General features: G+C 71.2%; 17 protein-coding genes. 11 read left to right on the plus strand and 6 right to left on the minus strand.

From position 1 onward, the window contains the following. Nucleotides 1-33 precede the first annotated feature (33 nt). The 11 genes from ABD285_RS14325 to ABD285_RS14375 all read left to right on the plus strand — a co-directional run bounded on the left by ABD285_RS14325 (nucleotide 34) and on the right by ABD285_RS14375 (nucleotide 9,847). Nucleotides 34-792 (plus strand): class I SAM-dependent methyltransferase, encoded by a 759-nt coding sequence (locus ABD285_RS14325; RefSeq protein WP_344203140.1) that lies wholly within the window; start codon nucleotides 34-36, stop codon nucleotides 790-792. An 89-nt stretch (nucleotides 793-881) separates the two neighbouring features. Beyond that, nucleotides 882-1,241: a YciI family protein gene (locus ABD285_RS14330; RefSeq protein WP_284254939.1), complete on the plus strand. Its 360-nt coding sequence runs from the start codon at nucleotides 882-884 to the stop codon at nucleotides 1,239-1,241. Nucleotides 1,242-1,357: 116 nt separating this feature from the next. Further along, nucleotides 1,358-2,569 (plus strand): HNH endonuclease signature motif containing protein, encoded by a 1,212-nt coding sequence (locus ABD285_RS14335; protein WP_344203142.1) that lies wholly within the window; start codon nucleotides 1,358-1,360, stop codon nucleotides 2,567-2,569. Between the two features lie 129 nt (nucleotides 2,570-2,698). Then, nucleotides 2,699-3,730, plus strand: a complete 1,032-nt coding sequence (locus ABD285_RS14340) for a LacI family DNA-binding transcriptional regulator (RefSeq protein WP_344203144.1) — start codon at nucleotides 2,699-2,701, stop codon at nucleotides 3,728-3,730. 133 nt (nucleotides 3,731-3,863) lie between these two features. Next, nucleotides 3,864-5,195 carry an extracellular solute-binding protein gene (locus ABD285_RS14345; protein WP_284254937.1) on the plus strand — a complete coding sequence of 444 codons (1,332 nt, stop codon included), beginning with the start codon at nucleotides 3,864-3,866 and terminating at the stop codon, nucleotides 5,193-5,195. Between the two features lie 4 nt (nucleotides 5,196-5,199). Then, entirely contained in the window at nucleotides 5,200-6,129 is a 930-nt protein-coding gene (locus ABD285_RS14350) for a carbohydrate ABC transporter permease (protein ID WP_284254936.1), read from the plus strand. Further along, nucleotides 6,126-7,013, plus strand: a complete 888-nt coding sequence (locus ABD285_RS14355) for a carbohydrate ABC transporter permease (protein WP_425565069.1) — start codon at nucleotides 6,126-6,128, stop codon at nucleotides 7,011-7,013. Before ABD285_RS14350 ends, ABD285_RS14355 begins: the two co-directional genes overlap by 4 nt. 55 nt (nucleotides 7,014-7,068) lie before the next feature. Then, the gene (locus tag ABD285_RS14360) at nucleotides 7,069-8,517 is read left to right on the plus strand and encodes a glycoside hydrolase family 5 protein (protein WP_344203145.1); all 1,449 of its coding nucleotides are present in this window, start codon (nucleotides 7,069-7,071) and stop codon (nucleotides 8,515-8,517) included. A gap of 114 nt (nucleotides 8,518-8,631) precedes the next feature. Beyond that, the gene (locus ABD285_RS14365) at nucleotides 8,632-9,021 is read left to right on the plus strand and encodes a VOC family protein (RefSeq protein ID WP_284254932.1); all 390 of its coding nucleotides are present in this window, start codon (nucleotides 8,632-8,634) and stop codon (nucleotides 9,019-9,021) included. A 2-nt stretch (nucleotides 9,022-9,023) separates the two neighbouring features. After that, complete coding sequence (locus ABD285_RS14370; protein WP_344203147.1) at nucleotides 9,024-9,410, plus strand: ArsR/SmtB family transcription factor; 387 nt, start codon at nucleotides 9,024-9,026, stop codon at nucleotides 9,408-9,410. Beyond that, entirely contained in the window at nucleotides 9,407-9,847 is a 441-nt protein-coding gene (locus tag ABD285_RS14375; RefSeq protein ID WP_284255728.1) for an SRPBCC family protein, read from the plus strand. The genes ABD285_RS14370 and ABD285_RS14375 overlap by 4 nt, the downstream gene beginning before the upstream one ends. Nucleotides 9,848-9,868: 21 nt before the next feature. Here ABD285_RS14375 and ABD285_RS14380 read toward each other — a convergent pair whose 3' ends face one another. The 6 genes from ABD285_RS14380 to ligA form a co-directional block, all read right to left on the minus strand. After that, complete coding sequence (locus ABD285_RS14380) at nucleotides 9,869-10,792, minus strand: PfkB family carbohydrate kinase (RefSeq protein ID WP_344203149.1); 924 nt, start codon at nucleotides 10,790-10,792, stop codon at nucleotides 9,869-9,871. After that, nucleotides 10,789-12,264, minus strand: coding sequence for a mannitol dehydrogenase family protein (locus tag ABD285_RS14385; protein ID WP_344203151.1), 1,476 nt, complete (start codon nucleotides 12,262-12,264; stop codon nucleotides 10,789-10,791). The genes ABD285_RS14380 and ABD285_RS14385 overlap by 4 nt, the downstream gene beginning before the upstream one ends. 11 nt (nucleotides 12,265-12,275) lie before the next feature. Further along, nucleotides 12,276-13,754, minus strand: a complete 1,479-nt coding sequence (gene gatA / locus ABD285_RS14390; protein ID WP_284255725.1) for an Asp-tRNA(Asn)/Glu-tRNA(Gln) amidotransferase subunit GatA — start codon at nucleotides 13,752-13,754, stop codon at nucleotides 12,276-12,278. A gap of 32 nt (nucleotides 13,755-13,786) precedes the next feature. Further along, nucleotides 13,787-14,086: an Asp-tRNA(Asn)/Glu-tRNA(Gln) amidotransferase subunit GatC gene (gene gatC, locus ABD285_RS14395; RefSeq protein ID WP_344203153.1), complete on the minus strand. Its 300-nt coding sequence runs from the start codon at nucleotides 14,084-14,086 to the stop codon at nucleotides 13,787-13,789. Nucleotides 14,087-14,126: 40 nt separating this feature from the next. Next, nucleotides 14,127-15,536, minus strand: coding sequence for an alpha/beta hydrolase (locus ABD285_RS14400; protein WP_284254931.1), 1,410 nt, complete (start codon nucleotides 15,534-15,536; stop codon nucleotides 14,127-14,129). Between the two features lie 140 nt (nucleotides 15,537-15,676). After that, nucleotides 15,677-17,968, minus strand: coding sequence for an NAD-dependent DNA ligase LigA (gene ligA, locus ABD285_RS14405; protein ID WP_344203155.1), 2,292 nt, complete (start codon nucleotides 17,966-17,968; stop codon nucleotides 15,677-15,679). Nucleotides 17,969-17,974: the final 6 nt, after the last annotated feature.

Here is a 17,974-nt window from a genome sequence, read left to right on the forward strand (position 1 = left end):
GACATCCGGATCACGGAGCGGCAGGATCAAACCATGACCTTCGAGGTCGGCGCCGATGCCTACCAGCGGTTCATGGGGCGGTACGCCGACGAGCTGGCGCGAGAACTGCTGGCAGAGCTGCGGCCGCATCCGCCGGAACGGGCCCTCGATGTGGGCGCCGGCACCGGGGCACTGACGGCGCAGCTGGTCGAAGCCCTGGGTCCGGATGCCGTGGTCGCCATCGACCCGTCCGCCGCGTTCGTCACGGCGCTCCGGGCCAGCCTGCCCGGCGTGGAAACCCGACGGGGCACCGCCGAGTCGCTCCCCTACCCCGACGCGTCGTTCGATCTGACGCTCGCGCAGCTCGTCATCCACTTCATGACCGACCCCGTCACGGGCGTCGCGGAGATGGCGCGGGTCACGCGTCCGGGCGGCACCGTGGCGGCATCCACCTGGGACTTCGCCGGCGAACGCGCCCCGCTCTCGCTCTTCTGGCGCGTCGCGCGGGAGCTCGATCCGAGCGTGCACGACGAGTCGGACGAGGCCGGCGCACGCGAGGGCGATCTCGAGCGGATCTTCCGCGCCGCCGGGCTGCCGAACGTCCGCGCCGGCGAACTCACGGTGCTCCTGCCGTATCGCGACGTCGACGACTGGTGGCAGCCGTACACGCTCGGGGTCGGGCCGGCCGGCGCCTACGTCGCCGGTCTCGACGACGCGCGAAGGGGCGAGCTGCAGCGCCAGTGCACTGCGGCGCTCGGCGACGGACCCGGCGTCGTCGAGGCGACCGCCTGGGTCGCGATCGCGGAGCGGTGAGGAGGCCGGCTCGGCCGTCGCGCGTCGGATGTGCGGAGCAACCCGATGCGACCCTCGCGGCGCGCGCGGACCGCTGCGATGCTGACCGCATGAGCGCGAGCGAGCTCCCGCAGATCACCGACGACGACATGCACCGGATGATGGCGGCGGCCCAGCCGTACACCGTCGTCGTCTTCCACCGCGGCCCGCATTACCGAGACGAGGGCGCGCGCGCCATCATCTGGGAGCACGGGCGGCGCAACTTCGCCCTGCGGGCCGCGGGCAAGCTCGCGGTGGTCTGCCCGATCCCCGACGAGTCGGAGCTGGCGGGCATCGGCGTCTTCGCCGCGAACCTCGCCGAGACCGAGGCGCTCATGGCCGACGATCCGGCGGTTCAGGCCGGTGTGCTCGTATCGGAGGCGCACGCCGGTCGGAGCTTTGCCGGGGATGCCCTGCCCGCCTGGGGCTGATCGCGCGGTTCCGCGCATTCCCTCGCTTCTCCTTCACAGGGTGGGGGGTGGGGGAAGTTATCCAAGCCACGCTCGGTCTACTACCGAACAGACTTTCGGACCTCGACAATAGAGGGATGGACCTCTCCCGCCTCGGTGATGCGCAGCTGCTGGATCGGCAGCGTGTGCTCGCGGCGGATCGGCGGCGGGTGGATGGGGAGTTGGCGGCGGTGGCGGCGGAGATCGCCTACCGCTCGCGTCCCGAGCTCGGCGGTGCGGGGTTGGCGCAGCGGCTCGGCCTGCGCACCCCGGCCAAACTCGTCGAACAGGTCGGGCAGCTGTCACCGCACGATGCCAACGTCATGGTGCGCGTCGGCGAGTTGACCGGGCCGATCGCCGACGCCGTCGCCGCCGGAGACCTGTCCCTGGATGCGGCGGATGCGATCCGCGCGATCGAGTCCCCGGAACTGGAGGGACAGTTGATCGCGGAGGCGGCGGCCTTGCCGCCACGGCGATTGGCGGTGCGGGCGCGGCAGTTGCGCGACGAAGCCGATGCCGATGGGGTCGCAGACCGGGAGGCGCTGCTGCGCTCGCGCCGCTACCTGCACCTGGTCCCGCAACCCGACGGAATGACCCGGCTCTCCGGCCTGTTGGATCCGGAATCCGCGGCGATCGTGACCGCCGCCTATGACGGGGTCACCTCACCCCGGCGTGGTGGGGTCCGGTTCGTCGACCCGGATGCCGCTCCCGACCTCACCCAGGACGACCGCACCATCGAGCAACTCGCCCTGGACGGGCTGGCCGAGTTGATCCGCATCGGCTCGACCGCCGGCAGCGACGAGATCCTCGGAGCCAGCCGGCCCGCGGTGCGGGTGCATGTCACCGCCGCCGACCTGGACCGCCGCAGTGGGTCCGGAGCCCTCGAAGGACAAACCAGCGCCATCTCCATCGCGACGGTGGAACGGCACGTGTGCGCCACCGGATACCTCCCCATCCTCTTCGACGAGGATCAGCCTCTGGACGTGGGGCGCAGCCAACGCCTGTTCACCACAAGGCAACGCATCGCCCTCGCCGCCCGCGATGGCGGATGCCTCTTCCCCCGATGCGACCGACCACCCACCTGGTGCGAAGCCCACCACATCACCCCCTGGCACCGCGGCGGCACCACCGACGTCGCCGACGGGGTCCTCCTGTGCCGACACCACCACCTGCTCATCCACAACAACGGCTGGCACATCACCCGCACCGGCAACACCTACTCCCTCGTGCCGCCACGATCCATCGACCCCACCCGGACACCCATCCCCCTGCACACGAAGGCACCCGTCCGCACCCGACGCGCCGCATGACCCGAGCGCGGAGTCGGTGGCGCCCCGGCCGCCTCTTTCTGCCGGGCAGCCCCAGGATCGACACGCCGCGTCCTGGATCGGTCGACCAGAAACGTTTCTCGGCTGTTTCGAGATCGCTACAGTGATCGCATGCCCACCGACCCTGCGTTGCCGGTGCCGCGCTCGACGCTCGCTCGCGTAGCGGCCGAGGCCGCCGTCTCGGTCCCCACCGTCTCCAAAGTGTTGAACGGCCGCAGCGGCGTCGCGCCGGAGACGCGTGAGCGGGTCGAGGGCGCACTGCGCGCGCATGGCTACAGCCGCCGCGTGAGCGCCGCGTCGTCCGTGCGCCTGATCGAGCTCGTCATGCCGGCGATCGCCAGCATCACCGGCCTCGAGATCATCACCGGCGTCGAGCGCGCGGCCCGGTCGAGTGGACGCAGCATGGTGCTGACCCAGAGCGGCGATCGCCGCTCGCCCGGTCGAGATTGGATCGACGGCGCTCTCCGGCGTCGTCCGGAGGGCGTCGTCCTCGTCTTCTCCGACCTCGCCCCCGACGACAAGCGGCGGCTGCGCACCCGCGGGATCCCGTTCGTCGTCATCGATCCGAGCGGCGATCCCGCACCGGACGTCCCGTCCGTCGGCTCGGCTAACTGGAGCGGCGGCTACTCCGCGACTCGACACCTCATCGACCTCGGCCACGTGCGGATCGCCGCGATCACGGGCCCGGAGGGGGTTCTCTCGTCGACGGCCCGGCTGTCCGGGTATCGCGCCGCGCTGGAGTCGGCGGGGATCCCACTCGACGAGTCGCTGGTGCTGCGGGGCAACTACCAATACGGCGACGGCCTCGCTCGCGGACTCGAACTGCTCGAACGGCGGGACCGACCGACCGCCGTGTTCGCCGGCACCGACGTCCAGGCCATGGGCGTGTACGAGGCGGCGCGGCGACGCGGCGTCGCGATCCCTGCCGAGCTCTCGGTGGTCGGGTACGACGACATCCGGGTGGCCGCCTGGGCGAATCCGCCCCTGACCACCGTGCTGCAGCCTCTCGCGCAGATGGGCGAGGAGGCGACGCGGCTGGTGATCCGGCTCAGTGAGGGCGAGCCGGCTGAGGCCTCGCGGGTCGACCTCAGCACCACCCTCGTCGTGCGCGACAGCACGACGGCGCCCTCCACGACGCCATGATCGCCGTTAGAAACTTTCTAATTATGGACAGAATGTTGCCTTAGCGATTTCGCGTCAGTAGCGTGCCTGTGTCGGTGGAGCTGCCGCCGACCGGACGGCACCGGTCGTCCGCCTTCCTGAGACGAGGACGTCCATGCCCAAGATGACCACCAGGACGCGGCGATCGTTGATCGCCGCCGCAGCGATCGCCGCCACCGCCGTGCTGAGCGCGTGCGGGACAGCGGGACCGGCACCGAGCGGTGCAGCAGGAAAAGGCACCGCGGGCGGTGCCTCGAGCGTCTGGGTGCTGAGCGGGGCGACCGAGGTCGCATTCGACAAGTCGTTCGCAAGCTGGAACGACGCGCACCCTTCGCAGAAGTTCACGGTCCAGGCGTTCGCCAACGACCCCTACAAGCAGAAGATCCGCACCGCGGTCGGTGCCGATCAGGCCCCGACACTCATCTACGGCTGGGGCGGCGGAACGCTGGCCTCATACGTCGACGCGGGCAAGGTCGTCGACATCAGCGACCTGGTCGCGGACCCCGCGCTGAAGGGCCGCTTCATCCCCTCGATCGCGGCGGTCGGCCAGGTCGATGGCAAGACCTACGCCGTGCCCAACAACGGCCTGAAGCCCGTGCAGCTGTACCTCAACAAGGACGCTTTCACGACCGCGGGAGTGAAGCCTCCGAAGACCTGGGACGACCTGATCTCGTCGATCCCGAAGTTCAAGGCCAAGGGCATCGCGCCGATCACCGTGGCCGGTGCGGCCAAGTGGCCCCTCCTGATGTGGGAGGAGTACCTGGTCGATCGGATCGGGGGCCCGCAGGTCATGAAGGACATCGTCGCGGGCAAGAAGGACGCGTGGAGCGATCCGGCCGTCATCAAGGCCAACACGATGATCCAGCAGCTCGTCGACGCGGGCGGCTTCGTCAACGGCTTCGGCTCGATCTCGACCGACAGCGGAGCCGACATCGCGCTCATGTACACGGGCAAGGCAGCCATGACGCTGGCGCTTCCCAGCGCTTACCAAGCGGTGCAGTCCGGCGATCCCGGCTTCCTGACGTCGCACAAGCTCGGCTACGCCGACTTCCCGACCGTCGCGGGCGGCAAGGGCGACCCGAAGGACGTCGTCGGCAACCCCAGCAACTACTGGTCCGTCTCGGCGAGCGCCACGAAGGCCCAGAAGAAGACGGCCGAGGAGTACATCGCGAAGAACCTGCTGAACGACTCCTACGTCACCGACCTCCTCGGCACCGCCAACGTGCCGCCGGTGCGGGGCATCGAGCCGCAGCTGAAGAAGACCAGCGACCCCGAGTTCTACAACAGGATCTACAAGCTCGCCGACCTGGCGCCGAGCTTCCAGCTGTCGTGGGACCAGGCGCTCCGGCCGGATCAGGCCGACGCGCTGCTGACCAACCTCCAGCAGATCTTCCTGAAGCAGATCACGCCGAAGCAGTTCTCCGCGGCCATGAACAAGACCCTCTGAGTTCATGACCGGATACACCCTCACCACCCCGCGCTCCGGGCGCGCCGAGCGGCCACGCCGCCGGCGCGCCCGGAGCGCGGCGCCCTGGCTGGCGCTGCCCGCGCTGCTCATGTACGTGGCCTTCGCGATCGTCCCGCTCGGCGGCGCGGTCGTGCTGAGCTTCGTGCACTGGGACGGCCTGGGCCCGATGAGCTGGACGGGCCTGTCCAACTGGACCTCGGTGCTCGCCGACCCGATCACGGGCAACGCGCTCGCCCTGACCGGCAAGATCATGCTGATCTCCGTCATCGTGCAGACCCCGATCAGCCTGCTCCTCGGCGTCTTCACGGCCGGCCGCCATCGCTACCGCGAGGTGCTCGCGGTGCTCTACTTCCTGCCGCTGCTGCTCTCGTCCGCCGCCGTCGCCATCGCCTTCAAGGCGATCCTCGACCCCAACTTCGGCGTCGGCGCCGGGTTCGGCCTGCCGTTCCTCAAACAGGACTGGCTGGGACGACCCGACCTCGTGCTGTTCGTCGTGATCTTCGTGATCGCCTGGCAGTTCGTCCCGTTCCACACCCTCCTCTACCAGGCCGGCGTCCGGCAGATCCCGGTCTCGCTCTACGAGGCGGCCACGATCGACGGCGCGAACCGGATCCAGCAGTTCTTCTTCATCACGCTGCCGCAGCTGCGCAACACGATCATCACCTCGGGCACCCTCATGGTGACGGGATCGCTTACGTACTTCGACGTCGTGTTCGTACTGACCGGCGGGGGTCCCGGGTACGCGACCCGGCTCCTGCCGCTGCAGATGTACCTGACCGGCTTCACCGCCAACCAGATGGGTCCCGCGAGCGTGCTCGCCGTGATCCTCGTCGTGATCGGGCTCGCCCTCGCCTTGGTGCTCACCCGCTTCACGGGGTTCGCGAAGATGCAGAGCGACCAGGAGGGCGTCTGATGACCGCCGCTGCGAGCAGTCCCCCGGCATCCCGTACCGGCGCCACGGCGGGACGACGCCGACGCCCCGGCGTTCGCCGCAATTGGCTGGGTGGATTCGGCGGGTTCGTCTGGCTGGCCGTGATCGTCGTGCCGATCTACTACGTCGTGATCACGAGCCTGCGCAGTCAAGCCGGCTTCTTCGCGACCAACCCGCTGCTGCCGCCGCTCACGCCGACGCTCGACAATTACGCGACCGTCGTGCAGAACCAGTTCGGCATCTACCTCATGAACAGCGTGATCATCACGCTCGGGTCAGTGCTCGTCACGGTGGCGATCTCGCTGGGGGCGGCCTATGCGATCGTCCGCACCCGCGGACGCTTCGTGCGGGGCAGCTTTTCGCTGTTCCTGCTCGGGCTGGCGATCCCGACGCACGCCACGATCATCCCGCTGTACTGGTTCATCACCCGGGTGCACCTCTACGACAGCCTGATCGGCCTGATCCTCCCGTCGATCGGATTCGCGGTGCCCATCACCGTGCTGATCCTCGCGAACTTCCTGCGCGACATCCCGGCGGAGCTGTTCGAGTCGATGCGTGTCGATGGCGCTGGCGACCTGCGGATGCTGTGGAGCCTCGCGCTGCCGCTCGCACGCCCGGCCCTCGTGACCGTGGCGATCTACGACGCGCTGCACGTCTGGAACGGTTTCCTGTTCCCGCTGATCCTGACCCAGAGCCCCGACAAGCGAGTACTGCCGATGGCGCTGTGGACCTTCCAGGGCGAGTACAACGTCAACGTCCCGGGGGTGCTGGCGGCCGTCGTGCTGTCGACGCTGCCCATGCTCGCGGCGTACGTCGTCGGACGGCGCTATCTCGTCAGCGGACTGACAGCCGGATTCGGCAAGTGACAACCGCCGCCCCGGCGAACTTGAGAACCGCCACACGGCGGAGTGAGGACAACACGTGAGCGAGGATCCCCTGCTGCAGGTCGACGGGACGCACCTGGTCGACGGATCGGGACGGTCGGTGCGCCTGCTCGGCTTCGGCCTGGGCGGCTGGATGAACATGGAGAACTTCATCACCGGCTACCCCGGAACCGAGACCGCCCACCGGCAGGCGCTCCGGCGGGAGATGGGGGACGAGGCCTACGACGCGTTCTTCGCGGAGTTCCTCGACGTGTTCTTCACTGACGACGACGCGCGGTACGTCGCTTCGCTCGGGCTGAACTGCGTGCGGATCGCCGTCAACTACCGCCACTTCGAGAGCGATGACGCCCCGGGTGTCTTCCTCGAGTCGGGATTCGCGCTGCTCGACCGGGCGATCCGAACGTGCGCGCGCCACGGCCTCTACACGGTCATCGATCTGCACGCCACTCCTGGCGGCCACAACCAGCGCTGGCACAGCGACAACCCGACGCATCTCGCGGGCTTCTGGACGCAGGCGTCGTTCCAAGACCGAGTGGTGGTGCTCTGGGAGGAGCTCGCGCGGCGCTATCGCGACGAGCCGTGGGTAGCCGGCTACAACCTGCTCAACGAGCCGGGCGATGCGACCGGGCGGTTCCTCGGTCCGTTCTACCGCCGACTCTCGGCCGCCATCCGTGCCATCGATCCGCACCACGTGCTGTTCCTCGATGGCAATCGGCACGGCACCGAGTTCGACGCCTTCGACGAGCCCGCGCCGAACACGGTGTACACGCTGCACGACTACGCCCTCTCGGGCTTCGCCGACAGCGGCGAGTACCCGGGGGTGAGCCGAGGCCGCTACGTCGACCGCGATTACCTGCGCGAGCGCTTCCTCGACCGGTCGGCGTACATGCGCCGCACGGGCACACCGATCTGGGTGGGCGAGTTCGGTCCGGTCTACAGCGGTGATCCAGCCATCGATGAATACCGATACGCGACCCTGCAGGACCAGCTCGAGATCTTCGAGGAATTCGACGCGGGATGGAGCCTCTGGACGTACAAGGACATCGGCCTCCAAGGTGTCGTCACGGTCGCGCCCGACGCCGACTACCTGCGACTCATCGCGCCCGTCCTGCGCAAGAAGGCGCGACTGGGGGTCGACGTGTGGGGCTCGACGGACGCCGGCATCCGCGATGTGTTGGCGCCGATCGAGGACCTGGTCCAGCGCGAGTTCCCCGAATTCGACCCGGCGCCGTTCGGACAGCGGCAGTGGATCGCGACGATGGTGCGGCACATCCTGCTCGCGGAACCGCTCGTCGAGGAGTTCGCGGGGCTGTTCCGCGGCATCGACACCGAGCGAGCGCGCGAGGTCGCGGGCGCCTTCGCGTTCGACCGCTGCCGCGAGCGCACGCGCCTGAGCGAGGTGCTCCGCGTTGCGTCCAGCGCGGTAATCCGCGAGCTGGAGCCGACGGCGGACGGCGCAGTGGGGCTCGGCCAGACCCCGCCCTAGAAGACCGTGACCGCCGCCGGGTCCTGCACGACCTGGTCGCTCCGGCCTTCCTGGGGCAGGACACCTCGCGCCGCTCGCTTGACGCGTAGGTTTTTTCCTACATAAAGTCACCCCATGACCATCCCCGCCCTGCGCATCTCGACCGTCACCATCCCCGTCGCCGATCAGGATCGCGCGCTCGCCTTCTATCGCGACGTGCTCGGATTCGAGGTGCGCGCCGACAACGCCTACGGCGACCAGCGCTGGCTCTCGGTCGCCCCCGTCGGCAGCACAGTCGACTTCACGTTGCATCCGCCGTTCCCGGGCCGCGGAGAGCCCGGCTGGCAGCAGGGCCTCGTGCTGCAGACCGACGACATCGCGGGCGTGGTCGCCGCGCTCCGCGCCGCCGGCGTCGAGCTCACCGAGCCCGAGCAGGCGGGCTGGGGCACGCAGGCGCAGTTCAGCGACCCCGACGGCAACGGCTTCGTGCTGCTGCAGCAGGGGCAGCCCGGCGTCCAGGGCTAGCCGTGCCGGTCCGCGCCAAGGAGACGCCCACCGACCGGCTGTTCGGTGCGCTCGCCAACCCGACGCGCCGCGAGATCCTCGACCTGCTGCTGCGGGGCGAGCGCAGCGCCGGCGACATCGCGGCGCACTTCGAGATGAGCCGGCCCTCGGTCTCCGAGCACCTGCGCGCCTTGCGGGATGCCGGTCTCGTCACGGAGCGCGCCGCGGGCCGCCGCGTGCTGTACTCCCCCTCCCCCGAACCGCTCCTCGCCGTGCGGGATTGGCTCACCCCGCACGAGCGGTTCTGGCGGGAGCGCCTGACGCGCATGCGCGGCGTGCTCGACGCCCTGCCCGACGACGCCCAGCCCGACCCCGCCCAGCCCGCCCGGCACCAGGATGGGGACTCGTGAGCACCGCCACCCTCGAGGCCGACGAGTTCCTGCCGCATCCGCCCGCGAAGGTCTGGCGCGCCCTGACCGAGCCCGACCTCCTCGACGCCTGGCTCATGCCCACCGAGGGATTCGTGCCCGTCGCCGGCACGCGGTTCCGGTTCGTCACCTCCCCGGTGCCGCAGACCGGGTTCTCCGGCGTGGTCGACTGCGAGGTGCTCGAGATCGAGCCGGTCCGCCTGCTGCGCATCTCGTGGCGCAGCGCCGGCACGGGCCTCGACAGCGTCGTCACCTGGGAGCTCGTGCCCGAGGGCAGCGGCACCCGCCTGCTGCTGACCCACGCCGGCTTCGACCTCGACGACCCCGAGCAGGCCCGCGCCTTCGAGATCATGAACGGCGGATGGCGCTCCCACGTGCTGCGCCGCATGGCCGCCGCCCTCGACGACATGCCCGGCTGAACAACCCGCTGAAACCCCGGCTCAGCCCGCGAGCGCCGCCTCGATCTCGCCGCGCGTCGGCGGTTCCGGCCCCGCGTGCGACACCGTGATCCCGGATGCCGTGCTCGCGAAGCGCGCGTACTCCGCCAGCCGTTCGCGGTCCGGTTCCCAATCGCCCACGGAGCCCGCGCCCCGGCCCTCCGCGCTCGACACCGCCGACACCAGCGCGGCCATGAAGCTGTCGCCGGCCCCGACCGTGTCGACCACGTGCGTCGCGAGCGCCGGCATCGCGACCCGGTCGCGCGCGGTCGCCAGCACCGCGCCCTCCGGCCCGAGCGTCATCGCCGCGATCGAGGGCCCCAGCGCGAGCAGCCGATCCAGCACCGCATCGACGCCGAGCCCCGGGTACAGGTGCTCGGCATCCACGTCGCTCAGTTTGACCAGGTCGGCGAGCGCGAAGAACGGCTCCAGCCGCTCGGCCGCCCCCTCGCGCGGCAGGAAGGCCGGTCGCACGTTCGGGTCGATCGTGACGCGCACTCCCGCGGGGCGCCCCTGCAGCAGCTCGAGCACGTGGTCGGCACCCGGCGACAGCGCGAGCGCGATCGAGCCGGCGTGCACGACCCGGATGCCGTCCCAGTCGATCGAGGTCGGCACGTCCCACAGCACCGAGAACTCGTACTCCGCGTCGCCCGCCGCCGTCAGCCGCACGTCGGCGACCGAGCTGGCCGGGGCGGTGAGCGCTCCCGGCTGTTCGGCGATCCCCTCGTCGCGCAGCTTGGCGTGCAGCACCTCGCCGTACGCGTCGTCGCCGATGTAGCAGAGCTCGCTCACGACGTGACCGAGGCGGGTCAGCCCCATCGCGACGTTGGTCGGGCTTCCGCCCGGCCACACGGTGGTGGTGCCGTCATCGTGCTGGAAGACGTCGACCAGCGCCTCGCCGATGACGAGGGAGCGCGGCGACGTCACGCGGCCGGCCCGGCCAGCAGGCGCTCGAGCTCCGGCCGCGGGTCGTCCGAGCCGCGGAACGCCGCGAGCGAGGCCGTGAAGTCGGCGACGAATCCGTCGTCGTCCGGGAGGCCGCCGAACCAGTCCGGGTTGCGGAGGAAGCCGAGCGGATCGCCGGCCATCCGGGCGACGGCATCCCGCACCGCGTCCTCCTGCCGGTCGCGGAACGGCAGCGCTTCGCCCGCGACGACGCGCTCCGCGTACCGGGCCCAGCCCGCCACGATCGACGCCGACAGCGGCGCTCGCCGCCCGGACGCGCGCAGCTCGCGGATCACGGGCACGAGCCACTTCGGGATCCGGTCCGAGGCGTCCGTCGCGAGCCGCCCGAGGGTGTCGCGCACGTACTCGTTCGAGAACCGCTCGATGAGCTTCGACTTGTACGCGTCGAGGTCGACCCCCGGCACCGGCTCGAGCGTCGGCGTGCCCTCGCGATCCATGTACGCCCGCAGGTACCGGGCGATCACCGGATCCCGGGTCGCGTCGTGCGCGAACTCGTACCCGGCCAGGATCCCGGCATAGGCGAGCGCCTGGTGGCTCGCGTTCAGCAGCCGCAGCTTCATGAGCTCGTACGGCCGCACGTCCTCGACCAGCTGCACGCCGGCCCGCTCCCACGGCGGACGCCCGCCGCCCGCCTCCGGGTCGCCGAACTCGTCCTCGAGCACCCACTGCACGAAGTCCTCGCACAGCACGGGCCAGGCATCCTGCACCCCGAACGTCTCGGCGACCCATGCCCGGTCGGCGTCGCTCGTGACCGGGGTGATCCGGTCGACCATGCAGTTGGGGAACCGCACCCCGCGCTCGATCCAGGCGGCCAGCTCCGGGTCGACGAGCCGCGCGAACGCCGCGAACGTGCGCCGCGCGACGTCGCCGTTGCCCTCGATGTTGTCGCACGACATGAGCGTGAACGGCGGGATGCCGCGCTCGCGCCGCCTCGCCAGGCCGGCCACGATGATCCCGAACACGGTCGCCGGAGCGGCGCCGGGGCGCGCGTCGGCGACGATCGCGGGATTCGCGACGTCGAACTCCCCCGTCACGTCGCTGATGTTGTAGCCGCCCTCGGTGATCGTGAGCGAGACGATCCGCGTCGTGGGCGCGGCGAGCAGCTCGAGCACCTCCTCGAGCTGGTCCGGGGCGTACAGGTAGTCGACGAGGGAGCCGATCCGGGTCGCCGGGGCCGTGCCGTCGGGATGCCGCTCCACGAGCGTGTACTCGAAGTCCTGTCCCCCGAGCGCGTCGCGCATCGCGCGGTCGCCCGGCAGCACGCCGATGCCGCAGATGCCCCACGTGCGGGCGGCCTCGAAGGTCGCCGGATCGCGCAGCAGCCGGTCGAGGTACATCGCCTGGTGCGAGCGATGGAAGTTGCCCACCCCGAAGTGCACGATGCCGACCGACACGGCGCTCCGGTCGTAGTCGATCCCGGCGACCGGCGTCACGCTCGCCCCGTTCACGCGAGCACCGGGGCCCGGTTCAGCAGCGGACCGCCCCAGGCATCCACGAGCGCCTGCTCGAGCGCCGCACCGACCGTGTACAGCCGCGCGTCCTGCCGCGCGGGCGCCATGAACTGGATGCCGACCGGCAGTCCGTCCTCGGGCGCGAGCCCCGACGGCAGCGAGATGCCCGGCACGCCGGCGAGGTTCGCGGGGATGGTCGTGAGGTCGTTGAGGTACATCGCCAGCGGGTCGTCGACCTTCTCGCCGATCTTGAACGCCGTGGTCGGCGCCGACGGGGTCGCGAGCACGTCGCAGCGCTCGAACGCGGAGCCGAAGTCGCGCTGGATGAGCGTGCGCACCTTCTGCGCGCTGCCGTAGTAGGCGTCGTAGTAGCCCGCCGACAGGGCGTAGGTGCCGAGGATCACGCGGCGCTTCACCTCGGGGCCGAAGCCGGCCTCGCGGGTGGCCGCCATCACCTCCTCGACCGTGCCGCCGCCGGGCGGGGTCACCCGCATCCCGAAGCGCACCGAGTCGAACTTGGCGAGGTTGCTCGAGGCCTCCGCGGGCAGGATCAGGTAGTACGCCGCGATCGCGTAGCGGAAGTGCGGCGCGTTGACCTCGACGAGCTCCGCGCCCTGGCGTTCCAGCAGCTCGAGCGACTCGCGGAACCGCTGCAGCACGCCCGGCTGGAAGCCCTGCTCCTCCCGCGACATCTCCTCGACCACGCCGATCCGCAGTCCCTTCACGGAGCCCTCGCGGGTGCCGGCGCGCGCCGCCTCGGCGAACGAGGGCCAGGCATCCGGGATGCTGGTCGAGTCACGGGGGTCGTGCCCGCCGATCACGTCGTGCAGCAGGCCCGCGTCGAGCACGGTGCGCGTCACCGGCCCGACCTGGTCGAGTGACGAGGCGAGCGCGATGGCGCCGTAGCGCGACACCCCGCCGTAGGTCGGCTTCACCCCGACGGTTCCCGTCACGGCGCCGGGCTGCCGGATGCTGCCCCCGGTGTCCGAACCGAGCGCGATCGGCGCCTCGAAGGCCGCGACCGCCGCCGCGGACCCGCCGCCGGATCCGCCGGGGATCCGCTCGAGGTCCCACGGGTTGTGCGTGGGGCCCCACGCCGAGTACTCGGTCGAGGAGCCCATCGCGAACTCGTCCATGTTGGTCTTGCCGAGCGGCACCATCCCGGCGGCGCGCACCCGCGCCACCGTGGTCGCGTCGTACGGCGGCACCCAGCCCTCGAGGATCTTCGACCCCGCCGTCGAGGGCATGTCGATCGTGCAGAGCACGTCCTTGATCGCGATCGGCACGCCGGTCAGCGGGTGCACGCCGTCGCCGGCCGCCCGCCGGGCGTCCGCGGCGGCCGCCGCCTCGAGCGCCGCCGCGTTGACGTGCAGGTAGGCGTGCACGTCGCCGTCCACCGCGGCGATCCGGTCGAGGTGCGCCTGGGTCAGCTCGACGCTCGTCACCTCGCCCGCGGCGAGCGCGTCGGCCATGGCCGATGCCGAGGCGGTCAGGCCGACCCCGCTCACTGCTCCTCCCCCAGGATCGAGCTGACCTTGAAGAAGTCGCCGTCGCGCTCGGGGGCGCCCGCCAGCGCCTGCTCGGGCGTCAGCGTCGCGCCGGGCACGTCCTCGCGGGTGACGGTGCCGAGCGGGATCGGATGGCTCGTCGCGGGCACGTCGGGCGTCGCGACCTCGCTGACGGTTGCGACGGCATCCACGATCGCGCCCAGCTGACCGGTCAGCCGCTCGACCTCCTGCTCGTCGAGGCCGATGAGCGCGAGCGACGCCAGATGGCGCACCACGTCGGGGGTGATCTCGGACATGCGTCCAGCCTAGGGAACGCGCGAGGGTCTCTCGTCGCCGTTACTTGGCGCGATCGAGACCGAGCACGAGGTCGGCGCGGTCGATGCCGATCAGCTCGATGTTGCGCAGCGACTCGGTGCCGGGCACGAAGTAGTCGTTGTGGCTCACAGCCGCGGTCAGCCACCCGCCGGTCAGCGGATCGGTCGCGCCCGCCGTGCCGAACAGGTGGGCACCGTAGGCCGGGTCGGTCGGCCGGCTGCCGAACAGGCCGGTCGCGGGCACCGGATCCATGGATGCCGCCTGCCCCACCCACACGTTGCCGTCGGTGACCGACAGCTCGGACGCGCTCTGCGCGGGGCTGCCGGGCGAGCCGACGATCGCGAGCGCATCGACGGAGAGCCCGCCGCTCTGCACCGCGAGCAGCGACGCGGTCGACCCGTACGAGTGCGCCATGACGGAGATGAACGGCTGGTGGGGGCCGCGGATCGCGCGCAGTCCCTGCACCGAGGACGTCAACGCCGCCTCCGCCTGCTTCGCGAGGTCGAGCGTCTCGACGTTCGCCAGCCCCGGAGAGTGGTACCCGAGCCAGGCGACCACCGCCACCGTCGGGGTCGGACGGGTCGCGGTCGCGGGCTCGAGGCGGTCGAGCATCGCCTGCTGGTCGCTCGCGATCTGCTGCGAGCTCGCGGCGAACTTCACGATCTGGGTGTCGACGCTCGAGAACATGCCCGGCACGAGGTAGCCCACGTAGTCGGCCGTGGTGACGTCGCCGACCGTGATCACCGCGGTGCCCTCGCCGCTGGGGTCGAGACCGATGAGCGCGCGCGGCTCGCTCGACGAGCCGTCCTGCAGCGAGGTGCGCACCTGCTCCAGCATGTGCAGCCGGCGGGTCAGGTCGTCGCCCGCCGCACGTCCGGTGCCGGCGCGCATCTGGTCACGGATGCCCCGGATCGAGTCGCTGAGGTACGTGCGGTTCGCGCGGTCGCGCATCGCGTACGGCACACCCTCGAGGTTGCCGACGACCCCGGGGGCGGCCGTCGCGAGGTCGCGCTGCTTCGCGGCGGGGATCCCGGTCCACCACGCGTCGACGACGGTCGCGGCCGGCGGACGGCTCGCCAGGGTCTTCAGAACGCCCGGGTGATCCGACGCGAATCGCGACATGTCGGACCGATCCAGCAGCGCCAGCTGCTGCAGCAGGCTCAGGCCGCGCAGCGAGGGCAGCTCCGACAGCGGCACGCGCTGGGTGACGTGCGTGATCGCGGCCGGCTGGGTGAGCGAGATGGGGCCCGACGTGCCCGGATCGCCGACGCCGCCCGCCATCCGGTCCAGCGTCGCGTGGAAGGCCGTCTGGTCGGCGCTCAGGGTCGCGGGTGCCGAGATCACGGTGCGCGACCCGTTCTCGAGCGCGCCGAAGGCCTCGAGCACCGGATTCGGGTGCGTCGAGGCGAATGCCGTGACGTCCAACAGCACGTGGGGGATCCCGTCGATAGGGCCGTGCGCACCCGGAGCCACCGCCCAGTCGGAGCCTGTCGGGTACGTCCCCCAATATAGGGGCAATTGCGCCCCGAATGGGGGACGTGGTACCCGTGGAGTTCGAATCCCGTATGTTTTCAGGCTTGTGCGTCGCCGATCGCGTCCGGTCCGCCCGCCAGAAGTGCCGCGAATTCTGCCGCGTCGAGGATCCGCAGCCCCAGCTCCTCGGCCTTGGTGAGCTTCGATCCGGCCCCCGGCCCGGCGGCGACGTAGTCGGTCTTCTTGCTCACACTGGATGCCGCCTTGCCCCCCGCCTTCAGGATCGCCTCGAGCGCGCCCTCCCGGCTGAACCCCTCGATCGCACCCGTGACGACGACGGTCAGCCCGGCGAGCGGTCCGCCGGCGGCCGCGGCATGCCCCGGCCCCGGATGCCCCGGCACCGAGAACGGCACTCCCGCCGCGGCCCAGCGCTCCACGATCTCGCGGTGCCAGTCGACCTCGAACCACTCGAGCAGCGCGTCGGCGATGATCGGCCCGACCCCCTCGACGGCGGCGAGCTCGTCCCGGCTCGCGGCGCGGATTGCATCGAGCGATCCGAAGTAGGAGGCGAGCGCCCGCGCGGCGACCGGCCCGACGTGCCGGATGCTGAGCGCGACCAGGAAGCGCCACAGCTCCTTCTGCTTCGCCTTCTCGAGCTCGTCGATGAGCTTCACGGCGACCTCGCTCGGCCCGTACTCCGCGGGCTGCCCCTTGCGCGCCGGACGCACGATCTTACGGAACGGCGCGCGACGATCGGGCGCCCCGTCGGCGCCGATGCGCACCAGGCCGGTCTCGACATCCCGCACCACGACCTCGATCGGCATGAGCTCGTCGAGCGTGAGGTCGAACAGGCCCGCCTCGGTCACGAGCGGCGGCGTCGCGGGCACCTCGGGCGAGGTGAGGGCGGCAGCGCCGACCTCGCCGAGGCCCTCGATGTCGAGCGCGCCGCGCGATCCGATGTGCTCCACGCGCCCCCGCACCTGCGCCGCGCAGGCGCGCGCGTTCGGGCAGCGCAGGTCGATGTCGCCCTCCTTGGCGGGCGCGAGCCGGGTGCCGCACACGGGGCAGAACTCGGGCATCACGAACTCGCGCTCGCTGCCGTCGCGCAGCTCGACGACCGGGCCCAGCACCTCGGGGATCACGTCGCCCGCCTTGCGCAGCACCACCGTGTCGCCGATGAGCACGCCCTTGGCCTTGACCTGGTCCTGGTTGTGCAGGGTCGCCTGGCGCACGGTCGAACCCGCGACGCGCGCCGGCTCCATGACGGCGAAGGGCGTCGCGCGGCCCGTGCGGCCGATCGAGACGACGATGTCGAGCAGCTTCGTGTTGACCTGCTCCGGCGGGTACTTGTACGCGATCGCCCAGCGCGGCGCCCGGCTCGTGGCCCCGAGCTCGGAGTGCAGGGCGAGCTCGTCGACCTTGATCACGATGCCGTCGATCTCGTGCTCCGGCCCGCCCTGCGCGGGCGAGCGGTGCGCGCCGTAGTACTCGATGAACGCCGCCGCGTCCTCGGCGGTCGGCACCACCTTGTAGTACGGGCTCGTCGGCAGACCCCACGACTTCAGCAGCTCGTACACCCCCGACTGCGACGCGGCCGGCGGATCCGCCCACGCGCCGATGCCGTGCACGAGCAGCTGCAGCCGCGCGATGCGGTCGCGCATCCGGGCCAGCGCCTCCGGGCTCTTGCCCTCCTCCTTCTGGCGCAGCGATCCGGATGCCGCATTCCGCGGGTTCGCGAACACGCGGTCGCCCGCCGCCACCTGGCGCTCGTTGAGCTCCTCGAACGCCTTCACGGGGAAGTACACCTCGCCGCGCACCTCGACCAGCGGCGGCGGCGTGCCGCCGGCGGGCACCGCGAGCCGCTGCGGGATCGCGCGGATGAGGCGCACGTTGTTCGTCACGTCCTCGCCGGTGATGCCGTCGCCGCGCGTCGCCGCGCTCACGAGCACGCCGTTCTCGTAGCGCAGGTTCATGGCGAGGCCGTCGATCTTGAGCTCGCACAGGTAATCGACGCGACGACCCGCGTCACGCTCCACCTTCGCCCCCCAGGCGAGGAACTCGTCGCGGCTGAAGACGTTGTCGAGGCTCAGCATCGGCTCGGCGTGCCGCACGGGCGTGAAGAGCGTGTTGCGGGCGGCGCCGACGGTCTGGGTCGGCGAATCCTGGCTCTGCAGCTCGGGGAAGAACCGCTCGAGCTGCTCCAGCCGGTGCATCCAGCCGTCGTATTCGGCGTCGTCGACGATCAGGGTGTCGCGCCCGTAGTAGGCGTCGCGCGCCTCGAGGATGCGCGTGGTCAGCTCGTCGGCCTGGATCTTCGCGGCGGCGAGATCGGGCGGCGTCGACTCGGGCACCTGCTCCGGTTCGGGGGCTGCTGCGCGTCCGCGGGCCATGCGCTC

This window comes from Pseudolysinimonas kribbensis (assembly GCF_039531715.1).
Classification (GTDB): Bacteria; Actinomycetota; Actinomycetes; order Actinomycetales; family Microbacteriaceae; genus Pseudolysinimonas; species Pseudolysinimonas kribbensis.

Bases quoted from the DNA above. Each gene is read 5' to 3' on its own strand.
- ligA (WP_344203155.1), bottom strand. From the start codon at position 17,968: ATGGCCCGCGGACGCGCAGCAGCCCCCGAACCGGAGCAGGTGCCCGAG.
- ABD285_RS14345 (WP_284254937.1), top strand. From the start codon at position 3,864: ATGCCCAAGATGACCACCAGGACGCGGCGATCGTTGATCGCCGCCGCA.
- ABD285_RS14335 (WP_344203142.1), top strand. From the start codon at position 1,358: ATGGACCTCTCCCGCCTCGGTGATGCGCAGCTGCTGGATCGGCAGCGT.
- gatA (WP_284255725.1), bottom strand. From the start codon at position 13,754: ATGGCCGACGCGCTCGCCGCGGGCGAGGTGACGAGCGTCGAGCTGACC.
- gatC (WP_344203153.1), bottom strand. From the start codon at position 14,086: ATGTCCGAGATCACCCCCGACGTGGTGCGCCATCTGGCGTCGCTCGCG.
- ABD285_RS14330 (WP_284254939.1), top strand. From the start codon at position 882: ATGAGCGCGAGCGAGCTCCCGCAGATCACCGACGACGACATGCACCGG.
- ABD285_RS14365 (WP_284254932.1), top strand. From the start codon at position 8,632: ATGACCATCCCCGCCCTGCGCATCTCGACCGTCACCATCCCCGTCGCC.
- ABD285_RS14340 (WP_344203144.1), top strand. From the start codon at position 2,699: ATGCCCACCGACCCTGCGTTGCCGGTGCCGCGCTCGACGCTCGCTCGC.
- ABD285_RS14325 (WP_344203140.1), top strand. From the start codon at position 34: ATGACCTTCGAGGTCGGCGCCGATGCCTACCAGCGGTTCATGGGGCGG.
- ABD285_RS14350 (WP_284254936.1), top strand. From the start codon at position 5,200: ATGACCGGATACACCCTCACCACCCCGCGCTCCGGGCGCGCCGAGCGG.